This is a genomic window from Pseudomonas marginalis, assembly GCF_001645105.1.
In the GTDB taxonomy this organism is placed as follows: domain Bacteria; phylum Pseudomonadota; class Gammaproteobacteria; order Pseudomonadales; family Pseudomonadaceae; genus Aquipseudomonas; species Aquipseudomonas petroselini.
Genome location: NZ_LKEG01000034.1, coordinates 200,264 through 213,963, shown reverse-complemented (window position 1 = coordinate 213,963; position 13,700 = coordinate 200,264). Strand labels below are relative to the sequence as shown.

Sequence of the window (13,700 nt, the reverse complement as noted above, 5' to 3'; positions counted from 1 at the left end):
CCAGCAAGACTGCAGGCACCGATACCGCCTGCGGAGAACAACAATATGCTGACGATCTACTCAGACGATCACCACCTGCACCACGGCCGTTGTGAACTGATGGACGGGCAACTGATGCCCTGCTTTGAAATGCCCTCGCGCGCCGACCATGTGCTGCAGCGGGTCAAGGACCGTGAACTGGGCGCCGTCCAAGCCCCGCAGGACTTTGGCCTGGCGCCGCTGCAACGCATCCACAGCCGTGACTACCTCGACTTCTTCAAAGGTGCATGGCAACGCTGGACCGAGTTCGGCCAGGACGGCGACCTGCTGCCCTACACCTGGCCGGCCCGCACCTTGCGCCGTGTATTGCCCACCAGCCTGCACGGCCAACTCGGTTATTACAGCTTCGACGGCGGGGCCCCAATTACCGCCGGCACCTGGCAAGCCGCCTATAGCGCGGCCCAAGTGGCGCTGACGGCGCAACAAGCAATCCAGCAAGGCGCCCGCAGTGCCTTCGCCCTTTGCCGGCCACCGGGGCACCACGCCGCCAGTGACTTGATGGGCGGCTATTGCTACCTCAACAACGCCGCCATTGCAGCCCAGGCGTTTCTCGACCAGGGCCACCGAAAGGTCGCGATCCTGGACGTGGACTACCACCACGGCAACGGCACCCAATCGATCTTTTATGCGCGCAACGACGTGCTGTTCACCTCGATCCACGGTGACCCGGCGGCGGAGTTTCCGTTTTTTCTCGGCTATGCCGACGAACTGGGCGAGGGCGCGGGGGCAGGCTTCAATGTCAACTACCCGTTGCCCGCGGGTTCCGGCTGGGAGCGCTGGAGCGCAGCGCTGGAACAGGCCTGCAACGAGATTGAACGTTATGGGCCAGACATCATTGTGGTGTCCCTGGGGGTGGACACCTTCAAGGACGACCCTATCTCGCAATTCAAACTCGACAGCCCGGATTACCTGGCAATGGGCGCACGCATCGCCCACTTGGGCAGACCCACGCTGTTTGTGATGGAAGGCGGCTACGCGGTGGAAGAAATCGGCATCAATGCCGTCAATGTTCTCGAAGGTTTTGAAGGGGCTGCCCAATGAACATGCTCAAGTCACTTATCCTCTGCGCCACCGTTATCAGCGGCGTGGCCCACGCCGAAGAAAAAACCCTGCGCGTCTATAACTGGTTCGACTACATCACGCCCAAGGCGCTGGAGGACTTCAAGGCGCAGAACCCCGCCATCAAATTGGTGTACGACATTTTCGACACCAACGAGGCGCTGGAAGCCAAGCTGCTCACCGGCAACTCCGGGTATGACGTGGTGGTGCCGTCCAACGTGTTCCTGGCCAAGCAGATCGAGGCCGGCGTATTCCAGCCGTTGGACCGCAGCCAGTTACCGAACTGGAACCACCTCGACCCCAAGCTGATGAAGCTGATCGAAGCCAACGACCCCGGTAACAAATTCGCCGTGCCCTACATGTACGGCACCATCCTGATCGGCTTTAACCCGGACAAGGTCAAGGCCGCGCTGGGCGCCGATGCGCCGGTGGACAGCTGGGACCTGATCTTCAAGGAAGAAAACATCAGCAAGCTCAAGCAATGTGGCGTCGCGCTGCTGGACTCCCCCTCGGAAATCCTGCCCCTCGCCCTGCAGCACCTGGGGCTGGACCCCAACAGCAGCAACCCCAAGGATTATGAAAAAGCCGAAGCGTTGCTGCTGAAGATCCGCCCCTCTGTCACCTACTTCCATTCCTCCAAGTACATGGCCGACATCGCCAACGGCGACATCTGCGTAGCCGTCGGTTACTCAGGCAGCTTCTCCCAGGCCGCCAACCGCGCCAAAGAGGCCAAGAACGGTGTCACCGTGGACATGCGCCTGCCCAAGGAAGGGGCACCGATCTGGTTCGACATGCTCGCCATTCCCAAAGGCGCAAAAAACCCGCAGGACGCCTACACCTTCATCAACTACTTACTGCAACCGGCCGTGATCGCGCCCATCAGCGACTTCGTCGGTTACCCCAACCCGAACAAGGACGCCACCGAGCAGGTCGACCCGTCGATTCGCAACAACCCGAACCTGTACCCGACCGAGGCGGCCATGGCCACGCTGTACACCTTGAAACCGCTGACCCGGGATGCCGAGCGCGCCAGGACCAGGGCCTGGACCAAAATCAAGTCGGGTACCTGATCGCCGAGTCCACCGCAGGGCCTGAGGGGTTGGCCTTGACTTAACTACCGCTCGCCGAGTGGGCAACATCCTTACTGTGAGAAAAACGCCGCTACGCACCCTAGCGGCCCCTTTCTTGCGGCCAGGATGCCCTTATGAATGACACTGCACTGTCCCCCAGCGCCAACGATCTGCTGACTCAACTGGCCACCGGCCCCTCCCTGCGGGAGGTCGCGGCGGCGACTTTACGATCGGCGCTGGCCGAGCTGTACCCGGACCTCGATATCGACCCCAACCTGGCCATCCTGGTCACCCCTCGCTGGCAAAGCGTCAGCGGTGAGGTGGTGCCCGACCTTCCGCACCTTCAATCGCTGGCCGGCGCACTGGCGCGCAGTGCGTTGACCAACGTCGCGCTGACCTGGATCGACGGTGAGCACTATCTGATCAATCAAACCCAGGAGCAGGCAAACACCCACGTTTCCGTCCAGGTTGACCGTATCGCGCAGTTGATCAACGAGTTGGCCCCCCTGCTGTTTGTCTCCTACCAGGAACAACAGCTCGATTTCTGGAACCAAAGCGGCGGCCAGAACGGGCCACGCTGGAAGACGTTGGCCCGCACACTGCGCAACCTCTGGAATGTACACACCGTCGATGACTGGGACGACGATGAGTGCGCCATGGCCAGGAATGTTTTTCACTACCCCGAATACGCACAGCGCCAGCCCCATGACAACTATGACGCCCACGCCTACCTGATTGATATCGATGAGCAAGCGGGTAGCGTCAGCAAACACCTCAATGTGACCTCTATGGCGCTGGTGATCGGGAAGTTGGGCACACGGGAGCTCATCCTCTGTTACTCGATTGCCACCGGCTATAAAAAATTCAGCTCGATGAAGGCGTTTGGTGAATACCTGGCGCCCCATCCCCATTTATTTGCGGGGCGCGAAATCCATTGGCGACTGTTCGAGCCATCGGGCAATTTCTTTGAGTATCAGGCCAGCAGCCTGATCAGCCTGCAAATCGAAGCGCTGCGGCACATCGCCTTTGACGATGAGGACATCAAGCCACTTTCCCCGGCGGACAGTGCGAAGGAGGAGCTCCACGCGTTCACGCAACAGGATCAATCCCGGCTTGGCTGGGTTCGCGACTCACTGCCCGGATGGTTGCAGCAGGCCTCGTCACCCGACCAGTCGGCCTATGGTCGTTACATGATGGACTTGGCGGCCTTGAACCTGCAGGAGAACGGCAAAACCTATATGGATGACATTCCCGCCGTGGGTGATTTTGCCCGCGACGCCTTGCGCACACAGATGATCAAGGACCACCCGGAGGCTGCCAACGTCAACCTGGAAAACGTGCAAATCGCCGTGACCAGCGCAGTGGTCTGGGGCACGCTGGCCGTACCCGGCCAAACCCAGACGCAAACCTTCACGCTGACCGAGTTGGCCCTGGAAAACCTGATCGCCCTGCCGTTGGGTAACAAGGTCGTGATTTACCGCAACGGGACGATGACGCCGACCTGGATGACGGCGCAATACTTGGAAAAACTGATTACCCAGGTCGATATCGGCAAACACTATCCCGCCCTGATCAAAAGCAAATTGCTGGAGGACGCCGCGCAGTCCTTGCGCCGGCAAAAACTCTACACCGAACAATTGCGCCTGCAACTGCCCTTGCTGGCCTTGCAGTACAAGATTCGCGGTCTTCACGGCCTGACCGAACAGGGTTATCGCTACGTGTGTGCCGTGATGAACACGGAGACTGAAAAGCAGCGGGTAGACGGTTACCCGGTGGTGATCCGCCCCCTGGCCCTGTACCCCAAGCGGCGCCTGACGACAGCCGTGGATACGGTCGACAACATGTTCATCATTGGCCCCCAAGCCCCAAAAAACGGCCCTTGCCTGCTCTATCGACCACTGAGCAATGAGCCGTTGATGGAGTTCGCCTCTGAAGCCAACCTGCTCTATGAAATCAAGCAATCAACGACCTTGCGCCAGTCGATCCTCGCCTGGTTGCCCGACAAGGAGCGCACCGCTTACGGCCAGTTCGTATTCACCGGCACCCTGCCGTCCCCCTGGGTGTTTACCAGCCTGCTTAATGACCCACTTGATGTGCTGGTGATGACAGGGCCGATCCGTTTCGGCAATGAGGTGTTGCGCAATGACTATTTCGCGACGCTGTTCAAAACTCACGCCACGGCATTGGCAAACCTGGCCGACCGCCAGTCTGTCTCCAATGCCGAGGGCCGCTGGGAAAGCTTGAAGCACATGGGCTGGCAGATCTTTACCGCGGCACTGCCATTCATGGGGAAAACCGTCGGCGCAGCGTCCTGGATCTGGCAATTGATGGATGATCTGCAACATGTCGTGGATGCCAGAGAAATAAACGAGCGACCTGCCGAGCTCTCCGCCTGGGTGGATATATTGCTGACGCTGGGCATGGTGTTGACGATGCACATCAGTACACAACGACCCCCCAGCGCGGCGATCGAAAAAGAAACCCGCGCCTCTTCCGAGCCGGGCGAGTCGTCCACGCCCTCCAAGCATCCCAAGCCGTCAGAACCCGCCGAACCGTCCAAGCCCTCACCCGCCATGGTCCTGATACAAAAACCGACGATCACGGCAGGTGAGCTGCCGGCGGACCATCAAGGTACGCTGCATGCCAGCGGCGCGCTGACTCAGTCCCGGCGCAATCTCGGAGCGATCCTGGATGCCCTCATGGTCGAGAAGCCATCATCCCTGAGCGAACAGTACAAGGAGGACACCGCCTACAAGCACCTCTACAGCGCAGGGGAACACTGGTATGCGCCGGTTGGGACTCGATGGTTTGAGGTTGATGTGGACGAAAACGATTCAGTCCTGATTGTTGATCCAAAACAGTCACAGCGAACAGGCTTTCCGCTGACCAGCAACCGTGCTGGCCAGTGGTTTATCGACATCCGGTTCCGATTGAAAGCCAGCGGGCTGCGCCGCCTGCGGCAAAAGGGTCAGCGCCTCAAGCCGCCGAAAATAAAAGACCTGCGCGAGCAGTTAAATAGCTTTGACAAGCAATTGATGCAACGGCACAGCGAGCTTGAGGCACTGCGCGAGGCCATCGCCGCAACGCCGGAGGACGCCCAGGAAGCGGCTCGAACCACTTACCTTGCCCAGGCGGACAATCACATCAAGGAACTCGACGTGACGATCGCCCAACTCAAATCGCTGAAGATCATCGACACCGTTCCCAATTACCTGGACGGGATGTACGAATACCTGACCAACCAGATTTTCGTGGCCCGCTCAGCCATCAACGAACAGTTGGACGGGTTCCAACAACAACTACGTTCAGTCGAAGGGCACATGGACCCTGATGACGATACGCTGGCGACACTCCCCCTCAGTACCTATCAAAAAGTCTATGAGGTCACCCAGGATATGATTGAACGCCTTACGTTCATCGAGACCCCTTTAAGGGAGATGCGGGAGCTCGGTGAAAGGGGTGTCAGGTTCGCCACTATTCATGGGCTCGGCCTGGCGAATGTGAGCCTCACTGACCTCAAAGCGTTCAAGATCAGCCTGAGTACCTTCCTATGCCTCAATGAGACCAAAACCGAGAGCTTGCCGGCGGCCAGGGAAGCGGTTGCGCGCATTATCGAAACCGCCGAGCTGGCAGTGCAAAGCCTGCGAGTCGCCCTGGACCCGGAGAATGAAGCCACTCAAGACCAGTTGATCGAAACCCTCGACAGCCTGGTAGATCAATTCGCGAGCGTGGATCAGAACCTGGTGGAGTTGCCGGCCGACTTCCCCGACGACCTGCAAAAAACCCCATTGGCCAATCTGCGCAAACAAATCGATGAGTTCGCCCAAAACGCCACGCGAGAACTGACCGGCCTGCTGCGCGAACGCAAAGCCCAAACCCTGGAACCCATGCCTGGACCTTCCCGCCCCTCGTCCAGGGTCACGAAGAGAGTCATCAAGACGCATCTCAAGGGGATTGTCATCGGCGAAGAACGCCTGCCGGACGCCGAAGGCAGCACAGCACTGGTGGAGGTAAAGGAGCCGCTGACCGGCAAGGTAATCGCCACGTTCCACGAAAAAGAGCCGGGCGTATGGGTTGAACAACCACCCGCGGCGCGATCAACCAGCCGCGCCCAGGCCCGCAACCTTAAACAGAGCACGACCCACGGCCAGGCCCTGCTGGACACGCTTGAGGCCTTTATCACGCGCACGGAAGTGCTGTCCAACGAGGCGGGATGGCTGCCCGTAACCATTGAAGAGCGTATCAGTAACCGGATCGAACAGCTGATGCACGCCAGCCAGGAGATCGAAGAAGCACTGACCCTGAGCAATCTGACAGAAAGCACCACACACCCCTCAGCAATGCTCAACAAACGACTGTCCGCCGCGATCAGCAAGCTCCAGGGCGAACGCAAGCGCCTCCACATCCATATGCTCAAGACACGGCCTCCCACGGCGGCTCATGTCGAGCTGTTGCTCAAGGAAGGGGTGGTTACCATCAACCCGCCCACCGGTGCGCGCATCAAGCTCACCGGACGTCACTCAAGTTTTCTGCAGGAGTATCCCGTGGTGGATATCCAAACCAAGAAAACGTTGTGGTATGCCCACTTTCACTACAACGCGCTGACAGGATCAGAGGAGAACTTCACCGCTGCCCACCTGAAAACCCCAGACCAACGCGGCCTGGGCGGAAAATACGAGCGCAGGAACGACGCCAGCCGCAACAATATCAGTATCTACCGCAGTGAGATCAGCCCCCAACTGGCGCGCACGCTGTTCTTTAAAAGCAAGCCACCTCAGCCGGCGGTGGAAGAGCCCCAGGCCTGACGCAAGCGCGCCAGGGCCTGGCCGATGGCAACTTCTGGCACCGCGGCAAACCCCAGCACGAGACCCGCACGCTGGTCCGGCGGTGTGCTGGAGCCTGCCAGCCAGTAACTGCTCAGGCCGTTGATTTCGACACCAGCAGCCTTGGCCTGCTCGAGCAATTGTTGCTCACGGGCCAGGCTGGCCACGCGTACCGTAAGGTGCAGCCCTGCGGCAACGCTGGGCAGGCTGGCGACCCCGTCGAGGTCACCCGGCCACCCGGCCAGGAGTGCGTTGCGTCGGCTCAACGCCGCGCGGCGCATGCGCCGGATATGTCGCTGGAAGTGCCCGGCGGCCATGAATTCGGCCATCACGGCCTGGGTGCTGACTTCGGAATGGCGCATATCCACCGCTCGCCGCCGGGAAAAGGCGTCGACCAGGCCCGGCGGTAATACCAGGTAACCCAGGCGCAAGGCCGGAAAGGCCACCTTGCCGAACGTGCCGACGTACAGCACGCGCCCGCTGCGGTCCAGTGCCGCCAATGGTGACAGCGGCGCGCCGCTGTAGCGGTATTCGCCGTCGTAATCGTCCTCGATGATCCAACCGCCCGTGCGCTCGGCCCAGGCCAGCAGTTCGAGGCGCCGCGCCAGGCTCATCACCACACCCAACGGGTACTGATGAGAGGGCGTGACATACGCCACTCGGCAATCGCCCAGGCTGTTGAGCACCTGGCAATCGATGCCTTCACTGTCCACCGGTACACCGTGCAACCGTCCGCCTGCCAAAGCGAACGCATGCCCCGCCGCACGGTAGCCAGGGTTTTCCACCGCCACCCCATCTCCCGGCTCTACCAGCAACTGTGCACAAAGGCTGATTGCCTGCTGCGCCCCACTGGTGATCACTATTTGTTCAGCGGTGCACTGCATGCCCCGTGAGCTGCGCAAGTAAGCGGCGATCAGACCGCGCAGGCGACCGTCACCCGCCGGGTCGCCATAGCACAGCAGTTCCAGATCCGGCTTGCGCCAGAATGCCCCATTCAGCTTGGCCCATACCTCAAAGGGGAACAGATCAAAGGCCGGCACGCCCACGCGGAATGCCCGAGGCGGACCCGAGGGAGGTAAGGCCAGGTGGTTGTTTTTTACCCGGGCCAAGCCCGCGCTGTGGATAACTTCATCGTCCAGATCTTCCGGAAAATCAGCCAATTTTGTGGATAAGGCTGGGGATAAGCCTGTTGAAAACCCTGTGGATACTTTTGTGGATAGTTTTTTTGCCGTAGGCAATTGAGCGACATAAGTGCCATCGCCGACTCGGCTTTCAATAAACCCCTCTGCATACAGCTGATCGTAGGCGCGTACCACACTGTTGCGGGAAATCGACAACGCCGCCGCCAGGTCACGGGTGGCGGGCAGGCGCGTGCCACTGACCAGTCGTCCATCCAGCACCCGCTGGCGCAAGGCGTCATACAGTTGGCGAGTCAGACCCTGACGGCGATCCAGCTCAATACCGGCGGGGTTGAATGACAGCGGCGCAGAGATGGGCGACATATTGGACCTATGAAATTGGTGCCAGATGGCTCTTACAACGAGCCATTAGCCTGCCTAGGATGCAGGCATTCGCCAAGGAATATTTCCATGTACACACCTCGCGCCTTCGCCCTCGACGATTTGCCCGAACTGCACCAATTGATCCAGCACACCCGCCTGGCGCAGTTAGTGACCGTGGGTGAACAAGGCCTGCAAGCCAGCCATTTGCCACTGCTGCTCAACCCCGATGAAGGTGCCAATGGCACGCTCTACGGACACCTGGCCAAGGCCAATCCTCAGTGGCGGGACCTGCAGAACGGCAGCGAAGCGCTGGTGATCTTTGCAGGCGCCGAGGCCTACATCAGCCCGGCCTTTTACCCAGCCAAGGCCGAGCACGGCAAAGTGGTGCCCACCTGGAATTACCTGGCGGTGCACGCCTATGGCAAGGCCGAGGTGTTTACCGACGCCGAGCGTTTGCTCAACGTGGTCAGCGCTCTCACTGATCGCCATGAGGGCAACCGCTCCCAGCCCTGGAAGGTCAGCGACGCCCCGGCCGATTACATTGAAAGCATGCTCAACGCCATCGTCGGCTTTGCCCTGCCGGTCGAACGACTGATCGGCAAACGCAAACTCAGCCAGAACCGCAGCCCGGCCGATATCGCCGGCGTGCGCGAAGGCTTGGCCGCCAGTAGCGACGTGCGTGACCAGACCCTCGCCCGCTTTATGCCCCAAGGAGCCTCAGAATGAGCCAGATCGACATCCGCCCAGTCACCGCCGCCGACCACGCCGCCTGGCTGCCGCTGTGGCAAGCGTATCTGACGTTCTACAACACCGAGTTGCCCGACGCCGTCACCCAAAGCACCTGGCAGCGCCTGATCGACGCCACCGAGCCCACCCATTCGGCCCTGGCCTGGCAGGACGACAAGGCGGTGGGCATGGTCAACTTCATCTACCACCGCTCCAACTGGAGCATCGAGAACTCGTGCTACTTGCAGGACTTGCTGGTCGTCCCGACCCAACGTGGCACCGGCGTGGGCCGCAAGTTGATCGAATTCGTCTACACCACCGCCAAGGCTGACGGTTGCTGCAAGGTCCATTGGCTGACCCACGAGACCAACGCCACGGCGATCCAACTCTACGAACGCATTGCCGAACGTCCAGGCTTTATCCAATTTCGCAAAGGTCTTTAAGGAGCGCAGCATGACGACTTCTCTCGCTGACTGGAAAGGCGTCCCGGCGCCCACCGTTCAACGGCTGGAAGGACGGTTTATCCGTCTGGAAAAACTCGACCCCGCCCGCCATGGCGATGAGCTGTTCAACGCCCTGCAAGGCCCCGGTGCCGACCCCAAGCTGTGGGACTACCTGCCTTACGGCCCATTCCCCGAACGCAGCGTCTTCAATGACTGGCTGAACAATCACGCCGCGCACAGCGACCCGTATTTTTTCAGCGTCATCGACCGCGCAACCGGCCAGGTACAGGGCCTCCTCAGCCTGATGTCGATCGTCCCGGACCACGGTCGCATCGAAATCGGCCATGTCACCTTCGGCGCCGCCATGCAGCGCTCGCCAAAAAGCACCGAAGCGGTCTACCTGCTGGCCAAGCACGCGTTCGACCAGGGTTACCGTCGCCTGGAATGGAAGTGCAACAACGCCAACGGCCGCTCCAAATACGCGGCCGAGCGGTTGGGTTTCAGTTTTGAAGGCGTGTTCCGCCAGCACACCGTGGTCAAGGGCAAGAACCGGGATACCGCGTGGTACTCGATCATCGACGCCGAATGGCCACACGTTGCAGCGGGCTTTGAGGCGTGGTTGTCGGAAGCGAACCAGCAGGGTGATGGGCAGGTGAAGTCACTGGCGCAGTGCCGGTCCCAACACCTCTGATCAATGAGGGAGCCACGCGTTGATCGCCCGCTGGCCGATGCGTTTTTAATCGCGCCGCACTAGAGAAAACTCCCGCAAACCGGGGGTCGATGACCTGACAGTTATCGCCCCGTCATCTCGCTAAATTCCCGGCCTCATTCATCAGAGGTTGGGATTTCATGCCTTTTACACCCCACAGATTCGCACTCGTCATTGCCCTTGCTCTCAGCACTGCCAGCCTTCAACCCGCGCATGCGCGTGGCGATATTGAATACAAGCCGTACCCGCATCCGTACTACGATGCGCAGCCCGATCCGTGGCCTCCTGTAGAACCCGAGATCGAATCAACGCCCCTCGACGGTTATCTCACCCAGAAAGCGACCTCGCGCAATGGCTTGCAAGTGGCCAAGGTGCTGGAGCCGGGATTGATTCGGTTACTGGAGTCTGGGGAACTGACGTCCGAGCAAATCAAAGCCCTTGAAAAGCTCGGTGATGGCCTCGAGAAACAACCCGGCGGCATCGGTGCCAGCCTTGAGCAACTGGCCGGCAGCCAGAACGCCAACCTCGCCGGCGCAACGCAAAACACCACACAGCACCTCAGCAACCAATTGCTCTCGACCCTGCGCACACTGCCCGCTGACGACGAAGGCCACTTCTGGATTCAAGGTGTGGGCAACGACGGCAGCCTCGACAAGCAAGGCGGCAGCGCTGGTTTGAAATATGGCGTCGACGGCCTGTTGCTGGGCGCCGACTGGGCACTGGATCACGCCTGGCGCGTTGGCATCATGGGTGCAAAATCCACCAGCCATTTGAATACCCAACGCTTCTCTGGCGACCTCGACAGCTGGCACCTGGGGGGTTACGCCGTACGCCAGGACGGCCCGATAGGCCTGCGCCTGGGGGCGATCTACAGCGACCACGCGGGGCAGAACAAACGCGACGTCAACCTGCTGGACTACAAGGAGCAACTCAAGGGCAAATACAACGCCCAAAGCCAAACCCTGTTTTCCGAACTGGGCTATCAACTGGGCAGCGCGGACCTCAGCGTCGAACCCTTCGCCGGCCTCGGTTTCCAGCGCTACCACCGCGACAGTTTCAAGGAAACGGGTGGCTTGACCGCGCTGAACGTCGGCGCACAAACCCAACAAAACCTCAGCACCACCTTGGGCCTGCGCCTGGCAACGGTGTATCGGTTCGATAACCAGATCAGCCTCACACCCCACCTCAGCACCGGCTGGAAACACCTCTACGGCGGAGTCGACAGCCAGGTCCGCCAATCCTACCGTGCCCTGCCGGGGCTGGTTGACGGTTTCACCGTCACCGGCACCTCGCTGGACCGCAATAGCCTCGACCTGCAAGCCGGGCTCGACCTCGCCTTGTCGGCACAACACACCGTCGGCCTGACCTACAGCGCGCAGGCCGGCACAAACAGTCGCAACCAGGGCTTGATGGGGCAGTGGAAGATCAGCTTCTAACCCCACCAAATTGCGCACAAAAAAAAGGGGGGCACCTGCCCCCCCGAGGATTAAACGGTCGTGTCGAAGGCTGGATCAGCCTTCGATTTCAATCAGGATTTCGCCAGGGTTGACCCGGTCGCCCTTGGCCACATGAACGGCAGTCACCTTACCGGCAATCGCTGCCTGCACTTCGGTTTCCATTTTCATGGCTTCGGTAATCAGCACGGCCTGGCCGGCCTTGACCACGTCACCTTCCTTGACCAGCACGTCGACGATATTGCCCGGCATCGCGGTGCTGACATGGCCAGGCTCGGTGGCGTGCTTGCGCTTGCTGCCGCCACTGCTGACGAATTCGTTGAGCGGCTCGAACACCACTTCTTCCGGCATGCCGTCGATGGACAAGTAGAAGTGGCGCTTGCCTTCTGCCTTCACGCCGACACCGGTGATGTCCACGCGGTAGCTTTCGCCGTGTACGTCGATGACGAACTCGGTCGGTACGCCTTCGCCACCGGCACGCGCCACGCCGCCGGCTTCTGGGATCGGCAACAGCACTTCAGGGGCCAGGGTGCCGGCGTCGCGCTCTTCAAGGAACTTGCGCCCGATGTCCGGGAACATGGCGTAGGTCAGCACGTCTTCTTCGGACTTGGCCAACGCGCCGATTTCACCGCGCAGTTTGGTCATTTCCGGCTTGAGCAGGTCGGCCGGGCGTACGTCGATCACTTCTTCGCTGCCGATGGCCTGGCGACGCAATTTCTCGTTCACGGTGCCCGGCGCCTTGCCGTAGCCGCCTTGCAGGTACAGTTTCACTTCGTTGGTGATGGTCTTGTAGCGCTCGCCGGCCAACACGTTGAAAAACGCCTGGGTGCCGACGATCTGCGAGGTCGGGGTGACCAGCGGCGGGAAGCCGAGGTCTTCGCGTACTCGCGGGATTTCGGCCAGCACTTCGCCCATGCGGTTGAGCGCGCCTTGCTCTTTCAATTGGTTGGCCAAGTTGGAAATCATCCCGCCCGGTACCTGGTTGACTTGCACGCGGGTGTCGACGGCGGTGAATTCGCTTTCGAACTGGTGGTACTTCTTACGCACGGCGTAGAAGTACAGACCGATCTCTTGCAGCAGTTCCAGGCTCAGGCCGGTATCGAACTCGCTGCCTTTAAGGGCGGCGACCATCGACTCGGTACCGGGGTGGCTGGTGCCCCAGGCGAAGCTGGAGATAGCCGTGTCGATGTGGTCGGCACCGTTCTCGATGGCCTTGAGTTGGCACATCGCGGCCAAGCCCGCCGTGTCATGCGAGTGGATAAAGATCGGCAGGTTTTGCTCGGCTTTGAGTGCCTTGACCAGCTTGCCGGTGGCGTACGGGGTCAGCAGGCCGGCCATGTCCTTGATCGCAATCGAGTCGCAACCCATGGATTCCAACTGCTTGGCCTGGGCCACGAACGCCTCGACGGTGTGCACCGGGCTGGTGGTGTAGGCGATGGTGCCTTGGGCATGTTTGCCGGCAGCCTTCACCGCTTCGATGGCCACGCGCAGGTTACGCACGTCGTTCATGGCGTCGAAAATGCGGAATACGTCGATACCGTTGACGGCAGCCTTGGCCACGAACGCCTTGACCACGTCATCGCTGTAATGGCGATAGCCCAGCAGGTTCTGGCCACGCAGCAGCATCTGCAAGCGGGTGTTGGGCAACGCGACGCGCAGTTTGCGCAGACGCTCCCACGGGTCCTCCTTGAGGAAGCGCACGCAGGCGTCGAAGGTCGCGCCGCCCCAGACTTCCAAGGACCAGTAGCCGACTTTGTCGAGCTTGTCGCAGATCGGCAGCATGTCGTCGGTGCGCATGCGAGTGGCCAGCAACGATTGGTGAGCGTCGCGCAGGATGGTGTCGGTTACGAAGATTTTTTTAGACATTGGAATGTT

The 13,700-nt window shown here is 60.5% G+C and carries 9 protein-coding genes; 7 read left to right on the top strand and 2 right to left on the bottom strand.

Annotation, left to right across the window (positions count from 1 at the left end; translation table 11 throughout):
• Positions 1 to 45: 45 nt before the first annotated feature.
• The 3 genes from AO064_RS10300 to AO064_RS10290 all read left to right on the top strand — a co-directional run bounded on the left by AO064_RS10300 (position 46) and on the right by AO064_RS10290 (position 6,973).
• Positions 46 to 1,080, top strand: a complete 1,035-nt coding sequence (locus AO064_RS10300; RefSeq protein WP_064053212.1) for a histone deacetylase family protein — start codon at positions 46 to 48, stop codon at positions 1,078 to 1,080.
• Entirely contained in the window at positions 1,077 to 2,168 is a 1,092-nt protein-coding gene (locus tag AO064_RS10295; protein WP_064053211.1) for a polyamine ABC transporter substrate-binding protein, read from the top strand. Before AO064_RS10300 ends, AO064_RS10295 begins: the two co-directional genes overlap by 4 nt.
• Positions 2,169 to 2,302: 134 nt before the next feature.
• Complete coding sequence (locus tag AO064_RS10290; protein ID WP_064053210.1) at positions 2,303 to 6,973, top strand: dermonecrotic toxin domain-containing protein; 4,671 nt, start codon at positions 2,303 to 2,305, stop codon at positions 6,971 to 6,973.
• On the opposite strand, the gene pdxR is transcribed toward AO064_RS10290, so the two are convergent.
• Positions 6,943 to 8,493: a MocR-like pyridoxine biosynthesis transcription factor PdxR gene (gene pdxR, locus AO064_RS10285; RefSeq protein ID WP_064053209.1), complete on the bottom strand. Its 1,551-nt coding sequence runs from the start codon at positions 8,491 to 8,493 to the stop codon at positions 6,943 to 6,945. The two genes, AO064_RS10290 and pdxR, sit on opposite strands and share 31 nt — an antisense overlap.
• 87 nt (positions 8,494 to 8,580) lie before the next feature.
• Between pdxR and AO064_RS10280 the strand changes: the two genes are divergently transcribed.
• The 4 genes from AO064_RS10280 (at position 8,581) to AO064_RS10265 (ending at position 11,807) form a co-directional block, all read left to right on the top strand.
• Positions 8,581 to 9,219 (top strand): FMN-binding negative transcriptional regulator, encoded by a 639-nt coding sequence (locus AO064_RS10280; protein ID WP_064053208.1) that lies wholly within the window; start codon positions 8,581 to 8,583, stop codon positions 9,217 to 9,219.
• The gene (locus AO064_RS10275) at positions 9,216 to 9,662 is read left to right on the top strand and encodes a GNAT family N-acetyltransferase (protein ID WP_064053207.1); all 447 of its coding nucleotides are present in this window, start codon (positions 9,216 to 9,218) and stop codon (positions 9,660 to 9,662) included. Before AO064_RS10280 ends, AO064_RS10275 begins: the two co-directional genes overlap by 4 nt.
• Before the next feature lie 10 nt (positions 9,663 to 9,672).
• A complete protein-coding gene (locus tag AO064_RS10270; protein ID WP_064053206.1) occupies positions 9,673 to 10,353 on the top strand; it encodes a GNAT family N-acetyltransferase in 681 nt (226 codons plus the stop codon).
• A 158-nt stretch (positions 10,354 to 10,511) separates the two neighbouring features.
• Complete coding sequence (locus tag AO064_RS10265; RefSeq protein ID WP_064053205.1) at positions 10,512 to 11,807, top strand: autotransporter outer membrane beta-barrel domain-containing protein; 1,296 nt, start codon at positions 10,512 to 10,514, stop codon at positions 11,805 to 11,807.
• A 75-nt stretch (positions 11,808 to 11,882) separates the two neighbouring features.
• On the opposite strand, the gene oadA is transcribed toward AO064_RS10265, so the two are convergent.
• Entirely contained in the window at positions 11,883 to 13,691 is a 1,809-nt protein-coding gene (gene oadA / locus AO064_RS10260) for a sodium-extruding oxaloacetate decarboxylase subunit alpha (RefSeq protein WP_064053204.1), read from the bottom strand.
• Between the last annotated feature and the right edge of the window lie 9 nt (positions 13,692 to 13,700).